This is a genomic window from Microbulbifer okhotskensis (genome assembly GCF_023895975.1).
GTDB classification, from domain to species: domain Bacteria; phylum Pseudomonadota; class Gammaproteobacteria; order Pseudomonadales; family Cellvibrionaceae; genus Microbulbifer; species Microbulbifer okhotskensis.
On record NZ_JALBWM010000092.1, the window covers coordinates 1 to 16,624 of the forward strand.

11 protein-coding genes and 2 tRNA genes are annotated in these 16,624 nt (G+C 42.9%); all 13 read left to right on the forward strand.

The annotated features are described in order from the left end of the window. Window positions 1-746: 746 nt before the first annotated feature. On the forward strand, window positions 747-1,577 hold the full coding sequence (locus MO867_RS16440; RefSeq protein ID WP_252471101.1) for a glycerophosphodiester phosphodiesterase family protein: 831 nt from the start codon (window positions 747-749) through the stop codon (window positions 1,575-1,577). A gap of 615 nt (window positions 1,578-2,192) precedes the next feature. Continuing rightward, window positions 2,193-2,822 (forward strand): adenylyl-sulfate kinase, encoded by a 630-nt coding sequence (cysC, locus tag MO867_RS16445; RefSeq protein WP_252471104.1) that lies wholly within the window; start codon window positions 2,193-2,195, stop codon window positions 2,820-2,822. 193 nt (window positions 2,823-3,015) lie between these two features. Further along, window positions 3,016-5,382, forward strand: a complete 2,367-nt coding sequence (locus tag MO867_RS16450; protein ID WP_252471106.1) for a DUF6351 family protein — start codon at window positions 3,016-3,018, stop codon at window positions 5,380-5,382. Between the two features lie 99 nt (window positions 5,383-5,481). After that, window positions 5,482-5,557, forward strand: a tRNA-Val gene (locus MO867_RS16455). 27 nt (window positions 5,558-5,584) lie between these two features. Continuing rightward, window positions 5,585-5,661: transfer RNA gene (locus MO867_RS16460), tRNA-Asp, on the forward strand. A gap of 513 nt (window positions 5,662-6,174) precedes the next feature. Continuing rightward, on the forward strand, window positions 6,175-7,164 hold the full coding sequence (locus tag MO867_RS16465; RefSeq protein ID WP_252471108.1) for a 1-aminocyclopropane-1-carboxylate deaminase/D-cysteine desulfhydrase: 990 nt from the start codon (window positions 6,175-6,177) through the stop codon (window positions 7,162-7,164). Between the two features lie 179 nt (window positions 7,165-7,343). Then, entirely contained in the window at window positions 7,344-8,216 is an 873-nt protein-coding gene (locus tag MO867_RS16470; protein WP_252471110.1) for an NAD(+) kinase, read from the forward strand. Window positions 8,217-8,232: 16 nt separating this feature from the next. Beyond that, a complete protein-coding gene (locus tag MO867_RS16475; protein WP_252471112.1) occupies window positions 8,233-9,270 on the forward strand; it encodes an N-acetylneuraminate synthase family protein in 1,038 nt (345 codons plus the stop codon). Then, window positions 9,236-10,414: a UDP-N-acetylglucosamine 2-epimerase gene (gene neuC, locus MO867_RS16480; RefSeq protein WP_252471114.1), complete on the forward strand. Its 1,179-nt coding sequence runs from the start codon at window positions 9,236-9,238 to the stop codon at window positions 10,412-10,414. The genes MO867_RS16475 and neuC overlap by 35 nt, the downstream gene beginning before the upstream one ends. After that, window positions 10,411-11,088, forward strand: coding sequence for an acylneuraminate cytidylyltransferase family protein (locus MO867_RS16485; protein WP_252471116.1), 678 nt, complete (start codon window positions 10,411-10,413; stop codon window positions 11,086-11,088). Before neuC ends, MO867_RS16485 begins: the two co-directional genes overlap by 4 nt. A gap of 15 nt (window positions 11,089-11,103) precedes the next feature. After that, window positions 11,104-12,102, forward strand: coding sequence for a DUF6716 putative glycosyltransferase (locus MO867_RS16490; RefSeq protein ID WP_252471118.1), 999 nt, complete (start codon window positions 11,104-11,106; stop codon window positions 12,100-12,102). Between the two features lie 7 nt (window positions 12,103-12,109). After that, window positions 12,110-13,327, forward strand: a complete 1,218-nt coding sequence (locus tag MO867_RS16495; RefSeq protein WP_252471120.1) for an alpha-2,8-polysialyltransferase family protein — start codon at window positions 12,110-12,112, stop codon at window positions 13,325-13,327. A gap of 18 nt (window positions 13,328-13,345) precedes the next feature. After that, complete coding sequence (locus MO867_RS16500) at window positions 13,346-16,348, forward strand: glycosyltransferase (RefSeq protein ID WP_252471122.1); 3,003 nt, start codon at window positions 13,346-13,348, stop codon at window positions 16,346-16,348. Window positions 16,349-16,624 lie beyond the last annotated feature (276 nt).

Genomic DNA, 16,624 nt, shown 5'->3' on the forward strand with positions numbered 1-16,624 from the left:
CTGGCCGTGGTTCCTACCTATTTCGCCCCCTAAAACTGTCCGAAGTATTGATACCACCCATTTGCAGATTGTATGTACCGAAAAACATTGCGTATCTTTTCATTGGGTTCTCCATTTTCTTAAATTGGGCTGCTTTCCGGGCAGTCCTGAAAGTTGCAGTAGGCTGATGGTGCCGGGTCGCGGTTAAAGTGTCTGTTGGCAAGGGTAGGTTTTCTTTGATGGTTGCATTAAGCCCTGCCATGCATGTATATGTAAGCATGCTAATCATGTACGGCAGCTTAACCAGTCTGTGTTTATATTTCGTGTATTACTCCGCCAGATATTCTTGTGTCTAAGTATGCTTTGTTGGTGATATACCTGTGAGTACACGGCTGTCTGGTTGACTATTGTCCAGTCGTTGATTGATCAGGTTATTCCTGATCAGTCGGGGTGTTGAGTTACTTCCGCTGCTCTTGTTGGGGGCGGAGTTCTTTTTTCGCAGATATTTTCAGTGTGCTGTAAGTATTGATGGAAAAAGATCGCATAATATTTCCACTGGATTTGCTAGGCCTGATGTGAGTGCCCTTACATTTAGCTTGATTGATTCAGCAATGTGGGGTCGGGAGATGTCAGAGCTCAGGTTGGCATTCGTAGGTAGAATATAATTGAAGCCGTCTTGTTGTGAGGTACGGCTTGAATAGGATAAATTATCGATTTGCTGTGGTCCGTGTAGTGGTTTACCTCTTCATAATACAGGAAATCTATAAATGAAAATCATCCAAAAAGTTTTTATTTGTTCTGCTATTTTTGTCGGTTGCTATACTCCTGCTCTGGCTATTGATATTCTTGCCCATAGAGGGGCATCCGGTGAGTATCCTCAGGGTACAGCTTTGGCGTTTGATGTGGCATTACAGCAGGGAGCTGATATTCTGGAGCTGGATGTACATTTGTCGGAAGATCAACACATTATTATTAATCACGACGCAGATCTCAAAGACAATGTTGGTGTGTCTGACAAAATTAAAGAGTTGACACTGAGTGAAATTAAAGCGATGGATGCAGGGCACGAGTTCACTCTAGATAACGGTGATAGTTATCCCTTTCGAAATCAGGGGCTAACTTTGATAACACTGAATGAGCTGTTTGAGCGCCACCCTAATACTATATTCAATGTGGAAATCAAACCCAATGATAAAGCGCTCTCAGAGATTCTTTGGCAGCTTATTGTAGACTATCGGATGGAGCAGCAAGTTACCGTTGCGAGCCAGCATAGCAAAGCTATGAATCATTTTCGCGATATTAGCCAAGGAGAAGTAAAGACTAGCGCAACCATAGGTGAGCTTATCGAGGCTAGCCTTGCCTGGAGTTCAGGTTTTGGTTGGGCGTTCAAGCCTAAGTTTGATGTTGCTCAGCTACCATATAGTATTACAACCAAACCCTACGTGCGTTTTTTTCAAAAAAAGGGGGTAAAGGTCGATCTGTGGACCGTTAATACTGTAAATGATATTGAGCGCAGCATTTCATTGGGGGTAGATGGCATTATAGGTGATTACCCTGAACGTATTTATGAGGCGCTGGAGAATGCTGGAGAGCGTTAAGTGGTTGAAGAATGCATGATTCGTATTGTTGGTATTCGGAGTATTTCGGGAGTTATGAAGCCGAGTGTTTGGTGTGAAAATATTTCGACGCCTTATATATAAAGTAGTTGTGCTACTGATGGGGCGGAGGGCGTACCGAGCATTTCAAGGAGTACTTTTCGGTGGGGCACTCCTACTGAGTCGTTTGTTGCTCAAGTGTGTCCATCGTTAACGGGTAGGATCAATATGGACTCCACATTCAACTAATGGCCCAGTTAGGGGGGGAGGGTTGGTTGACTGAATTCGTTACTCACTATGGCGACGAGATTTGATTACCTTGCGACAGCCGGCATAGGTAGGTATTGGGGACTATTACTTTTCTATTTCAGGTTTTTTTCCTCTCCGGGACCGGTTAATAGTTAATTTGTTTTGTCTTAGGCGGCACTAATAGGTAGGTGGTTTGTCTGTGTTTATATCGTCGGGATTCTAGAACTGATTAACACGCTATAACAGAGGACTTTACGCTTACTAGTAAAATACCCGATAATTGGCGCCCATACCACAGGCTGTACTTGGTACTCAGTATGTATGTCGGCCTGCGGCTTTAGGAATTGTATTCAAGACTTGGAGTGATCGGTGACGACTACAGTTGAACAAAAAGCGACCAATGTACATTGGCATGAGGGTGATGTAATCCGCGAGAATAGAGCGAGTATCCTCGGGCACAAAGGGGTGACCCTTTGGTTCACTGGCTTGTCTGGGTCTGGAAAAAGCACCGTGGCCGTTGCTGTTGAGAAGGCCTTGGCCGCACGTGGTGTGCTGAGCTATCGCCTTGATGGCGACAATATTCGCTTGGGTATCAATTCGAATCTGGGTTTCTCCGCAGAAGACCGCCAAGAGAATATCCGCCGTGTGGGCGAAATTTCCAAGTTGTTCGCTGATACGGGTATCGTAGTCCTTTCAAGCTTTATTAGTCCTTACCGCGAAGATCGCGAGACGGTTAGAAAGATGCATGAGGCTGGCGATCTTCCGTACATGGAGGTGTTTGTTGATTGCCCTTTGAAAGAAGCTGAAGCACGAGACCCTAAGGGCTTGTACAAGAAGGCTCGCGCCGGTGAAATCAAAGGCTTTACGGGTATTGACGACCCCTATGAGGCACCTGTATCCCCTGAGCTGCATTTGAATACAGCAGAAATGACTCTTGAAGAAGAGGTGGCGGTCATTATTGCTACGCTTCAGGAGAGAGGTGTTATCGCCAAAGATTAGGCGGCAATGCTATTTAGGTAAGGGAAGCCGTAAGGCTTCCTTTTTTATTTCTGGAGCATCCAGGGATATTTGCGCAACACTCAACAAGTCCTTCCCCTTTAAGTCTCCCCTGACGCCAACTACCAGTTGCCCGGCACATCCCTTCATATACTCAAGCAGTACAGATAACAATGTTGGCTCTGTGGAGGCGCTTATGTCAGTTAGGAGAGCTTGGATTCTCTCTATATTTCTCTTGGTTGTAGCGGGGCTGGGTACGGCTACTTGGTATGGATATAGCCAGCTGCCAAAAGTCCATGGGACCGTAGAGGCTCCGGTACTAGGTGTTCCGGAAGGTGTCCTGGACTACAAGATGACTCCGGCTTATACCGGGCCTCACCCAAGAATGATGTCTCGCCCCCCGGAATATTTCCCCTTTCCTGTCGGGATAGGGGAGGTGGGTCCTGTAGAGACCCTTTTTAGTGGGCCCTCCAGGTACCCGTTGTATTGTGGAAAAAACTCCATTACGGATAAGCAGCCTTTAGTAGATAACCAGAAAGGTGAGGGGGTGCCTGTATTTGCCCTTAATGATAAAGGCAGCAAGACAAAAGAGGTGATCGGATATAGTCGTGACTGTAGCCACCCTACGGAAGTCACTTATTTTTATCGCAGCACCCTAGATGGCCAATTTCACTACATGCATGAAGCCAGAAATGACATCGATAAGGTAACGGTTAATGGGCGGCCGGTAGATTTTATCGTTCGTGTCGAGACAGGTACTATCAATCGTTTCTTTTATGCAATAGCAGCCTTAAGGGGCGAGGGCGAATCGGCAGATAAGCCGAATGGAAGCAATTGGAATCGGCGTTTGATCTATCAGTTTCGTGGCGGTGTGGGAATTGGTGGGCGCCAGGGTAAGGTAAGCAAGGGTGATGTCACTACCCGCAGAGTGGATGAGCTTGCACGCGGCTATGCCGTTGTCTACTCCACCGCAAATCAGACTAGAAATCATTACAATATGTGGTTGGCAGAAGACTCTGCCCGGCGAGTGAAAAGGCAGTTTGAGTCGCTTTATGGTGAGCCGATGTACACGGTGGGAATCGGTGGTTCTGGCGGTGCCATTCAGCAATATCTATTTGCCCAGAATGCGCCAGGCCTACTTGATGCAGCTATACCACTCTACTCCTATCCCGATATGGTCTCACAGACAATTTATGCCTTTGACTGTGAACCCCTCGAGTACTTCTTCGATATTGTGGATAAAGATAATAAGCGCTGGGTTAAGGCCGAGGAACGTTCAGTTATCCAGGGACTTGCGGCAAGCGAAGGTGCTGCTAGTAAGTTCAAAATGTTAAGCCTGTTTGCGGGAATTTTCGATAGCCGCTACCGCCATAGGGTCAAGGGAGCTACCGAGTGCGTCGAAGGGTGGCGAGGTTTGGTCCCACTGGTAAATAATCCAAACTTTGTTCATTTTGCAAAAAGTTTTGCATCAGAAATTGTTCCCAAAGTGCACTGGACACATTGGGAGGATCTTCGTCAATTCTATGGGGCAAATGCTTCGGGTTATGCGAACAGTTCTTGGGATAATGAAGGTGTACAGTATGGTCTAAAGGCCCTTGTTAAGGGGGAGATAAGTATCGACACCTTTTTACGGCTAAATGCTGCCGTTGGAGGCTGGAAGGCGCCAGAAAATCAAAGCCAGGAGCAATTGTGGTTTTTAAATGGTGGTTTTTTCCCTGTTCGCCTATCACTTTGGAGTGAGCAAAATCTCAATATGGGCAACTTGCAAAATCCGGCAAAGCGTAGCCGGGCGAATCTGGAAGCTATCAACGGAATTTACCGCTCCGGTCATGTTTTTTTGGGCGATGTTGAAATCCCGATCATTGATGTGCGGCATTACCTCGATAAAGAACCTGACATGCATCATAGCTCAGCCTCATTTTCTGCGCGGGAGCGTATTCGCCGTACACGAGGGCATGCTGACAATCAATTGATATGGATGAGTCACAAAGCCTATAACCCGCTGACAGAGGCTCTGGATCTAATAGACCGCTGGATGCAGAGCATCATCGAAAATCCAGCTAGAGGTGTTGTCACCAATCGCCCGGATGATGCCACCGATCGCTGTTTTGACAGTGACGGCAATTTACTGGCAGCGGGCGCTAAAGTTTGGGATGGTTCATGGAATAGCCAGGCGCCAGGGAAGTGCATGAGAGCCTACCCAATACATAGCACCCCTCGCCAGATTGCCGGCGCGCCTGTCACCGACGATATTTTTAAGTGTGCATTGCAGCCGGTGGAGAGGGCCTTGGCTAAAAGTATATATGGTCCTTTCACTGAAGAAATCTCAAGCCGAATTGGCGACTTAAAGAGGATCTTCCCGTCTGGTGTCTGTAATTACAACGAACAGGACTTGGCGCGACCGAAAGAGCGGCTGATTCCGAGGGAGATCCCGGTAAAAATTGCAGGGCATTTACTTGATCCTGACTACCGCCAGGGAAAAGAGCTCCAGGGCGCAAGCGCGGATGAGTCAGAAATGATGGGGGTGCCAGTATCTTTGCCGGACGAATCGGATGAAAATTAAGCAAAATAAATTTTTGGCGCGGAAATTGTTGACAGGGGATCACAATCCGGTACTATGCGCCTCGCTCAAGGAGGCACGGCCTCTACGAAAAAGAGCAACGGGTGGTTAGCTCAGTTGGGAGAGCGACGGCCTTACAAGCCGTAGGTCACAGGTTCGACCCCTGTACCACCCACCAACTTCCCACCGGGAAGTTTACTGCCGAGGACCGGTAGTTCAGTTGGTTAGAATGCCGGCCTGTCACGCCGGAGGTCGCGGGTTCGAGTCCCGTCCGGTCCGCCAGACACAAAAAAGCCCTCAAATGTGAGGGCTTTTTTGTGTCTGGTTTTTGTCTGCCCTGCCTACCTATCTGGCTTGTGGGTTCAGTAAGATTATCTTTCGGCCGACCCCTTCGTTTCAAATTTTTGACTGGTGGCTCGCCCACTACATTTCCTCTGTCTTAGTTTTCAGGGTCTGCAGGCGAGTCGGCTGCATGATTTGTGAAGAAGGTATGCATGGGTGTTATAAGCGGCGATTAGTGATGGAAGTCCGCATTTCCATGTTGTACATATAAAAAGTAATTTTTTCTTCATTAACAGCCTGTTGCATCTCATTTGGGGTGAGGTTTATCCCGAAATTTCTCTTGATTTCTCAGGGCGGAGTTCATTTCTAGTCCCCCTCCCAGAATACCTTGCTCTTTGACTGTGGGGTTCAGTGGTTGTATTGGGAGGTTAGTCTGATGGGGTCTCTGATTTGAGCTGCCTAATCTGATATCTTGCCTGAATCAAAGTTGTTTCTCGTGGTGGTTTACGAAGGATGTTCTCGGGATTTTTAGATAAGTTGGATGTACAGGCGTTTACTACTGCGGCAATGAATGTTCCTTATGAGCAATTACATAGTGATCTGTTTCCTGGGATTGAGGTTTGGGTGCGCAGAGATGACCTGCTAGACCCTTTAATTTCTGGCAACAAGGCATACAAGCTTCTTTATAGTCTCGTTGAGGCTAAGGAGCGTCAGATAGAGACCGTAGTTACTTGTGGCGGCGCTTGGTCCAATCATATCCATGCGACGGCAGCTGCTGGGGCGCGATTTGGCTTCAATACGGTCGGAATTATTCGCGGACAACGCCCATCTAGCTTGAGCGCCACGCTGCGGGATGCAGAGCGCTTCGGGATGAAGTTGGTTTTTGTAAATAGGGCACAGTATCGGCGCAGAAGCGAGGTGGAATTTCTAAGTGAGGTGGAGGTAGAGGAGGATTCATCTCTGTTTGTGCCTGAAGGCGGGTCAAATTTGGCGGGAGTACGGGGAGCTCAGTTACTGGGGGAAGTGATTGGCAAGAGTGCTCCAGTCAAATTTGATCAGGTTTGGACGGCTTGTGGTACTGGGGCTACTTTTGCTGGGTTGGCTGCTGGTCTGAATGGGCCCCTTGTAGTGGGTGTGGAGGTGTTAAAGGCTGGTGATAGCGTGGTATCTGGAGTATGTACGTGGTTAAGTCTACTGAAGACCCGATTGACCAATGATAGGGTTCGCGTTGACCCTGATATTTTTACCAGTGATGAAATGGCTGGTGGTGTGGTATGCCTGCTCAAAGGCTTCCATGGAGGTGGATATGCAAAGTATTCAGATGAACTTCGGCGATTTCAGTGTGGATTCGAAGTCGAAACCGGAATACCTATTGATCCAATCTATACAAGTAAGCTGTTATTTGCATTATCGGCTTACGCAAAAGTCAAACACTTCAAGGAGAGCAAGAGAATATTGGTAGTACATTCTGGCGGTCTCCAGGGACGGCGAGGCCTTAATTGAGGGGCTGTTGCTTGTGGTGCTGGAAGGTTTTATTTCATCAATTTATCGGGGTTCGACTCATCTTCAGGTCTCCGGCATAATAGTGCTGAGTACTAGCAATTGTGCTCAAAGATTTTGAGAATGGGCGGATACAAAGCCTTTGTCTCAGAGGCAGTAGTTGAAGATCAAGCGGGGGAGACGTGTCAGAGTTTCAAAATATAGGACTTATTGGTCGTACTGAAAGTGAGAGTACGGTCATCTCCCTAAAGCGCCTGATGTCTTACCTGGAGGGGCAGGGTTATACCGTTGTTTTGGAAAAAGAAACTGCTACTTCAGTCTCCGAGCATAATACTTGCATCTCCACAAGGGAAAAGCTTGGAGAACTGTGTGATCTAGTTATTGTTGTGGGTGGCGATGGTAGTCTCTTGGGAGCTGCGAGAGCCTTAGCTCGTTTTAGTGTCCCCCTTTTGGGTATTAACCGGGGGCGTCTTGGCTTTCTTACAGACATTACACCGGAACAAGTTGAGTACAAGGTTGGCGAGGTATTGTCTGGTAAGTATATGGCTGAGAGCCGTTTTTTGCTGGATATGTCCGTTACGCGCGATGGGAAACCTGTAGGCAAGGGAACGGCTCTTAATGATGTGGTATTGCACCCGGGTGAATTCATACGGATGATAGAATTTGACCTTTATATTGACGGCCAGTTTGTTTATACACAGCGGTCAGACGGTTTAATTATTTCGACGCCCACAGGATCCACTGCATACGCGCTCTCAGGTGGAGGGCCAATTATGCACCCAAAATTAGATGCAATAGTGTTGGTTCCCTTAAATCCACACACTCTTAGCAGTCGCCCAATCGTAGTTGAGGGCAGTAGTGAGTTTAAGTTAATTGTGGGGAAGCAAAATATCGCTAAGCCTTATGTTACTTGTGATGGGCATGATCAGATAATTACCGAGCCTGGGGATATTATTCGTATTCATAAAAAACCACATAGGCTTACATTAATACACCCGTTAGATCATAACTTTTATGAGACATGCCGCAGCAAACTAGGCTGGCATACAAACTAACAAATAAGGAGTTAACATGTCATTTTTTGAGATTTCAGGCCGAAAAGTAGGTCCCGAATACGCTCCCTTGGTGATTGCAGAAATTGGCATTAACCATGGGGGCAGTCTCCATGTTGCAAAGGAAATGGCCGATGCTGCAAAGCGGGCCGGTGTCGAAGTAGTGAAGCATCAGACTCATGTTGTAGAGGATGAAATGAGTGCTGAAGCGAAGAAAGTCATTCCTGGAAATGCAGATGTTTCTATTTACGAAATAATGGAGGAGTGCGCCCTATCTATTGATGAAGAGAAGGAGCTAAAAGGTTATGTTGAGTCCCTAGGGATGATTTACATTAGCACTCCTTTTTCACGTGCTGCTGCCGATGCATTAGAGTTAATGGATGTGCCTGCTTATAAAATAGGCTCTGGGGAGTGCAATAACTACCCTCTCGTAGAGCATATAGCAAAGTTTGGAAAACCAATAATCCTCAGTACAGGCATGAATACTATAGAGAGTATACGTCCAGCTGTTGAAATTTTTGAAAAATATAAAGTACCGTATGCCCTTTTGCACTGTACAAATGTGTACCCAACGCCTCATTCGCTTGTCCGCCTAGGTGGTATGCAAGAACTTCAGCAGCATTTTCCAGATGCAGTAGTTGGCCTTTCTGATCACAGTATTGGTAATAGTGCGTGCTTAGGTGCAGTTGCTTTGGGAGCATCGGTTTTGGAGAGGCACTTCACAGATCACATGGACAGAAAGGGGCCTGATATTGTTTGCTCTATGGATGAATCCGAGTGCGCATCTTTAATAACGATGTCACGTGAAATTCATTCATGCTTAGGTGGAAAAAAAGAGGCCGCGCAAGAAGAACAGCCAACAATTGATTTTGCCTTTGCGAGTGTCGTAGCAATAAAGGATATCCTGGAGGGTGAAGAGTTCAATAAGGATAATATTTGGGTGAAAAGGCCTGGAACTGGTGAGATAAAGGCGAAGGATTTTGAACAACTCTTAAAAGGGCGTGCATCAAGAAAGATTGAAAATGGGCAGCAGCTTAGCTGGGCGGATATTGTATAAGATTATGAAGAAGATTCTTTTTCTAACTGGAACACGAGCAGACTTTGGGAAGTTGAAGCCTCTGATGCGAGCCGTTGAAGATGCTCAGGAGCTAGAGTGTCATATTTTCATCACCGGTATGCATACCCTGAATAAGTATGGGAAAACTGAACTCGAAGTAAAAAAGGAATTTACAGAAAATACGTTTGTATTTTACAACCAACATTTGGGGGAGCCAATGGAGGTTGTGTTAGCAAATACTATTAAGGGGTTGTCGCGTTATATTCACGAAAATAAACCTGATTTGCTGGTGGTCCACGGTGATCGGGTTGAAGCGTTGGCAGGCGCCATTGCTGGAAGTGTTAATAATGTTTTAGTTTGTCACGTGGAGGGAGGAGAGCGATCCGGTACTATTGATGAGCTAATTCGACACTCTGTGTCCAAATTATCACATTTACATATGGTTGCAAATGAGGAGGCAAAAACACGCTTACTTCAAATGGGTGAAGATGAATCTAGTGTTTTTGTAATAGGTTCTCCTGATATTGATATTATGAAATCGAAAAGCCTGCCCTCTTTGGGGGAGGTTAAATCTCGTTATGAAATTCCGTTCGAGCAATATGGGATATTGCTTTATCATCCTGTGACTACAGCACTAGATACAATTTATCAAGATACGCAGATATTGTGTGAGGCGCTTAAAAAATCAAATAAAAAATTTGTAGTGATCTTTCCGAATAATGATGAAGGTAGTCAGGTCATTTTAGATTGCTATGAGCAATTTAAAGGTGATGACAATTTTAAGGTTTTTCCTTCGATTAAATTTGAAAGATTCCTGACTCTCTTAAAAAATGCTCAAGTCATTATTGGGAATTCAAGCGCAGGAATTCGAGAGGCCCCCGCTTATGCGGTTCCCACGATTAATATGGGAAGCAGGCAGAACTCTCGATACCTGCATAATACCATTATTAACTGTGATTTTGATTTAGATAAAATCACAAATGAGCTGTCGAGTCTGTTTGATATGCCTGCTACAAATGTAGTAGAAGCTTCCGATTACTTTGGTAGCGGTAATAGTGCGCAACAGTTTATAGAGGTTTTACTTTCTAAAAATTTATGGGAGTTGAGCCCTCAAAAACTATTTATTGATAGGGTGGAAGCTTGAATAAGAATTGCACTGCAATCATCACTGCAAGAAAAGGCTCTAAAGGACTACCTGGGAAAAATGTTAGATTGCTTAATGGGAAACCGCTGGTTTGGTATACAGTAAATGCCGCCATTGAATCTAGAGTTTTTTCTAATGTCCTTATCAGCACTGATTGTGAGCAAGTTGCATCTATCGGGCAAGAGTTAGGAGGTAAAGTTGTTTGGCGCCCTGCTTCTCTCTCTGGGGATTCCGCAAGAAGTGAAGATACTGTAGAGCATGCGCTAAGAGCCTTTGACTGCGTCGGACATTATTGTCTGCTTCAGCCCACTTCGCCACTCAGAACTTCTAATCACATTCGGGGGGCATGGAATAAATATCTGAATGGAGAATTCGACTCTTTAGTTTCTGTTATTGAATGTGATCATTCTCCTTTCAAGACTCTTGTAGAGGCAGATGGAGGCGTTAAGCCAATAATTGAGAAGTCTATGTTGTCGGCCCCCAGGCAAGAGTTGCCAAGAGCATTTCGTATAAATGGTGCACTGTACTTTGGGAAGGTTGGCTTGTTTATTGAAGAGGCGAGCTTTTTTACTGGGCATTTAGGGGTGTTCGAAATGGATGTAAACTCAAGTATAGATATTGATAGCGATCACGACATGGCTAACGCTGAATATCTTTTAGAGAGCAAGCAGTAGTGTCAGGAGGAGAGCTTGATATCATCAGCTATATTGATTTGGGGTGATTCATATATCCCCCAAGCGTCACTTGTTTTTAAGCATTTATTGAAGTTAGGTGTTGTGTCTAATATCTATGTCGTAGATGCTAAAAATTTTTCTTCAAGACAACTGGCCCCAATTGAAAGTGATACTTATCAAAAGTTAACTACATCTAATGACGACATTGTTTCTGTTATAGAAAAGGTAGATGTCGTTTATTTTGGGGGTTCCCCTGCGAGTTATCAGGAGTTCATGAGGGTAAGCAATAAAATATTCATAACAGGCTTTCCCGGTGTTCAGGGTGAAGATTTTTATGAGGGGGTGCTTGCTAGAAAAAAAGTGGATATTTTGTTGATAAACAATAAGAGTGATCTAAATCGATTTAACTTGCTCAAGAGGGATTTTGAAATATCCTCTAAACCAGTCCTGTATGGTTACTCATTTGTAGCTTTAATGAAAAAGAAATCGAAATATATAGAAAATGATATTTTGTTTGTGGATCAGAAGGGTATATTTTCTTATCGTGAAATTTTTTATATTTTAAGGAAATTGCGATATTTGGTGAAAAGTGGCTATCGAGTGTCAGTTCAGCCGAGAAGTATTGGGTCGGAGATTTCAATACACGAAGGAAAGGGTGTGGCATCTTTCCTTTCTCTATTTAATATAATTTTCAGGGCTAAAATACGGACTTCTAGGGTTCCTGTAAGTGTTGCGATCGAGTGCTCCAAAGTTGTAGTCTCCATATCATCGACGGCACTCATTCAAGCAAATAATATAGCGCACGTAGCTTGCGTCAGTGATTTTGGAATTAAAAAAAGACTCTTAAATACCGTTTTTGTGGGTGCTGGCATATTTCGTTTATTCTCTGAAATTGAAGAGCTTCTAAGAGGGAGTGAGTTGCAGTTAGGTGAGGGTGCACCAGTATTTGATTCGAATCTTGCGGGAAATGCATATGAAAATTTACGAAAGGCGATTTTGCCTCTCTTAAAGTGAGTGTTCTATGAGATTGTTCGTTGTTAGCCATTTACTACAGTTCCATCAAGCTGTGGCGCTAATAAAAAAAAAGTCTTGGGCGGATTGTAAAGTTGTAATTCTCTATACTAAGAGAAATTATGATGTTCCATCGTCTATTAAGCGAGCTGCGAGTGAGGATTTTCCGGGAAGCTTAGAGTTTCTAGAACTGCCAGATGATTTTAATAGAGTCAGTATTGGCAACATGAAGCTTGCATCAAATATATATGGAAATCTTATATTGACCAACGGTGTATCAGGTCTTTATGTGTTTTCTTTTGAGGGGCATTATGCAATTTTGTGTTCGATAGCGAGATCTTCTGGAGCCTCTATAAATCTTATAGAGGAAGGTACCGCAACATATAAACTTATGCGCCCGAAAGAGTATTTGACTAGGCCAACATTTTATGGAAGTTTAAAGCGTAGTTTTGTTGAAGTTTTTCACGGTACTTCGATATTTGATTTAGTGAAATTTATAAGGGGGATTTTTGTAGATTTGGTGAGGCTGCCAATTCTTATTTATAAGTTCCTGCATAGCATTTATAAGTCGGAGTATGCTCAGGAGAGGATCGCGAAATTTTGTAAGACTGCCCCGAGCTCCTATTTCTCATTTTTCAAGTCTTTTGATTCAGTTTACGTAGAGTTTCCGGGTCTTGCGAAAAGAATTTTTCATTTTAATGAATCAGAAGAGTTTTCTGTACAGTCAAGCATTCTAGAGAGTTTTGATTTTGAAAGCTATGAAAGCGAGAATGCGGTCCTTTTTCTTGGGCAGAGGTATCCAATACCTTATAAGTTATATTCTCAAATAATTGTTGAGACTCTACTTTCTATAGAAGATGGAAGTGAGACCACCTTTATTATAAAGCCACATCCTAAGGAAGATCCGAGATTCCTGAGTGAATTACTGAGCGTTTTCGATATATTATGCCCGGGGGTAAAGTGTATTATTCTTGATCAGGACGCAAAGGTACCTGCTGAAAAGTTAATTTTGACTTATCGCCCTAAGAAAATAGTCTCAATAGCATCTTCTGTGTTAATGTATATGTCTAAGCACGTGAAAAATGTGAGAGATAATAACCTAGATCTTATTTGTATTTCAGATTATGCGATAAATGAGTATAAAGACCGATTAACTACCGACTGTAAACATTTGATTTTCAGTCATGGAAATATTTTAAAAAATTTTCCAAACATTAAATTTATATAGCTTTGGTAAGGGTTATTTGTGTCAGTTTTACTTTTTAGTAATTTATTGTGTGGTGTATCTGGTTTAGATAAATCTGTGGTTTATTCCGCTAATTCTCTGGCGAAAGATGGGTACGATGTCCATTTAATTAATGTAGTCGGAAGGCATGGCGGGTTTTGTGAGGCCACTCCAAAGTTTGAACTTTCAGACAAAGTGAAGCTCTATTCTCTTCAAAGTATGTATATCGATGGCGGTGCTCATGCAACAGATAAATTTGAAGAGGGATATAATTTAAAGCAAAAGTTCCTAACAGCTACCTTTAGCAAGCATGATTTACACGTAATAAGAGGAATACTCGAGTCCCTATGTGCTTCTGATACTGTGATATTTACCCACCCGCTTCAGTCGGTGCTTGCCTATCGTAGTAACGCTAAATTAAGGGCTAGAACACTTCTACAAATTCATGGGAACTATGAGGAAGAAGTCCACAATTTAGACTTGCTCATTGAGTCAAAAGTGGTAATTGACTATTTACAGGTGGTTTCTGAAGCTATGATTCCCGGTTTGTCGAGAGTCTCAGGATTCCCTGTTGAACAGATAGTTTTTATCCCAAATATTCACCTCCCAGCACTTATAGAAAGGGAGCAAGTTAAAGATAAATTTGCTGTTTGCATTGTTGGAAGTCTTCAGGTTCGAAAGAATCAACTTGATGCGATTAAGGCTATTGAGGGTTTACTCGAAGATCACAATGATCTAGAACTCCATCTTTGGGGGGGGGTAAATAATGATTATGGAAAATATATAAGAAAATATATTGAGAATAAAGGGTTGTCTAAAAATATTATATTAAACGGGCTCGGTACAGAAGCAGAAATATACAAAAATTGTGATTTGGTAGTTATGACCTCTGTTAGCGAAGGATTTCCATATATCATGATGGAGGCTGGCAGCCAGGGAATACCATTAGTGGTTTATGATTTTAAGTATGGCGCAAAGGACTTTGTTGAGGATGGGGTCAATGGATACGTTGTTCCTTGGGGGGACATCGAAGAAATGTCTAAATGTATCCTCATGTTGAAAAATAACCCCAATTTATTATTGGAGTATGGTGCTAGGTGTAAGGAAAAGTTTCACTCAGAGTTTTCTGAGGACAGCATCCTACGAAGATACCAAGATCTAATTGGTGTAGATAGAGCAGAAAATTTCTTTGCCTCAGATTGGGTTAGAAATATTAGCTCAATTGTTAAGCCTAAATTAAAGAAGCATGAAAGGGTGACTATTTTCAATCGTCATGTTTTCGATTATATTGAAGTTGAATTGGGAGAGGAGAGGGGAAGTGTAGAACTCTTTAGTTATGATAGTAGAGGCACCTTTAAAAGAAAGAGTAAGATAAAAAATGGAGTCTTGAAAGCGAAGCTGTTTCGACCCCTTAGCGAATTAGCATTGCCAAGTAGAAAATATATACTTTCGATTATCTCAAATGGCGAGCCACACTACATTCTAAATACTAAAATGAATGGTAATGTTGAATTTTTGCCACAATTTGATAGTCGTGAGTATCTTTCGGGAAAAAATGATGATTTATTTGAGATTCTTTTTTCGGAATGCAAGATTTCCTATGATGGGCTTAATATAAAACTACCAAGTTTTGAGATCCTACGTGGGGTAACAAATGAAAGGGGTGACTTCATACGGCATCAGGTTAATTTCAAAAGCTCTGCCGGAAAACATGAATATTATGTGACAGTCACAGGCGAGTTTGAATCGATCAGGCTCAGCTTTAATTCCGGAAGAGAGTTTCTTGTTAATGTCCCCAGGCTAACCATTGCTGAAATTTTAAGTCGCTTAGATAGCATAGAAAGCGAGATGCTACTCAATTACCATGTTAATGGTGTATATCTTTGGGAACTTGTTAAAGTATCTGTTTTCGAAGTGCTTGCTGAAGCTTTTGGGTTGTGGGGTAAGCATTTTTCCCGTCCAGTATCCTTTAAGAAACACTATCCAGGCTCCAAAAAAATTAGCAAGTCTCCCTCTTTTGAAAATGTTATATTCGAATTTACGAGAAAGGGAGATATAGATGAGAAGACTGCTGCTCTTCAAGATGCAAGTTCACTGGTAATTGAGTACCCGCAATCATATGGTTATACTTTAAAAAGCTATATAGAAAGTAATGTTTATCCAATATCAGAGTTTGATCGTGTTTCTGAAAAAATTTCCTTACGAGCTTGTGAGAAATACTGCGAGGATTTTGTTGAGGGTATTCTGGAGGAAGAATTTGGTGTTAGGTTTGATTTTTCCGGGATGTTTAACCAAAGACTGCTAAAATTTAAAAAAGAATTTAGTTATTGGAATAAATTTTTCCGGGATCGTGATGTTAAGAGCACGGTAATCCCGAGCGCATATTGGTCTTCAGGAATTGTTCATGCTGCGCGTATAAACGGAGTTAAAGTTTACGATGTTCAGTATGCATTGATTACTCCATTGCATCCTAACTATGGTTTTACAAATAGAAGACACTATTGCCCAGATGCCATCTATGTTTGGTCAAAATATTGGCGTTATGAATCTTTTCCGTATAAAGAGTATCACTATTTACCTAGGCTTATGAGTGAGGGTGAAGCCTCAGATATTGATAGTGATATCTTGATTCTCTCTCAACCAAGGATCGGCGATAGGTTAGCCAGATTTACATCGAAATTGGCCAAGCATCACCCGGATAAGAAGATTATTGTTGCGTTACACCCGGATGAAAGTGCAGACAATTACTCTTGCTATGAAGAACTGAGCCTAAGTGGGGTGGAGTTCATCGTTGGTAAAACTTTAAGTTTAATAAAAAGTGCTAAAATTTGTATTGGTGTATATTCAACAAGTATGTATGAGGCAGTTGCACTAGGGAAACCTGTGTATGTCGCCCCCCTGCCTGGCAGTGAAATTGTAGATTCGGCTCTTAAAGAAGGGTTGTTTAGAAGGGTTGAAAGCCTCAGCGATATTTCTGAATATGAAATCCCAGATATTTCAAAAGAAATTTTTGATGCTGTATGACCTGTTGAGTTTGCCTCATCGTAAGTAAAAGTTTAAGAACTTTGCTTTGTGCACCCAAATATTTCTTTATTGGGGTTTTGGGTGTGCCACCTACATAAACGTATGTTTAAGTGTAATTATTCAGCACTAAATACAAAGTTCCCCCAAAAATATATTCATGAGGCAATAGAGCAAAATTAAAACCTCCTGTCTAGCAGTCGATGACACTGAATAAAATTGACATCAATACAGCTATTGCTGATGCAGAAAATCTGTTGAAGAAAGATCAGCAGGTTA

Bases quoted from the DNA above. Each gene is read 5' to 3' on its own strand.
- MO867_RS16440 (WP_252471101.1), top strand. From the start codon at position 747: ATGAAAATCATCCAAAAAGTTTTTATTTGTTCTGCTATTTTTGTCGGT.
- MO867_RS16495 (WP_252471120.1), top strand. From the start codon at position 12,110: ATGAGATTGTTCGTTGTTAGCCATTTACTACAGTTCCATCAAGCTGTG.
- neuC (WP_252471114.1), top strand. From the start codon at position 9,236: ATGGGCAGCAGCTTAGCTGGGCGGATATTGTATAAGATTATGAAGAAG.
- MO867_RS16450 (WP_252471106.1), top strand. From the start codon at position 3,016: ATGTCAGTTAGGAGAGCTTGGATTCTCTCTATATTTCTCTTGGTTGTA.
- MO867_RS16475 (WP_252471112.1), top strand. From the start codon at position 8,233: ATGTCATTTTTTGAGATTTCAGGCCGAAAAGTAGGTCCCGAATACGCT.
- MO867_RS16465 (WP_252471108.1), top strand. From the start codon at position 6,175: ATGTTCTCGGGATTTTTAGATAAGTTGGATGTACAGGCGTTTACTACT.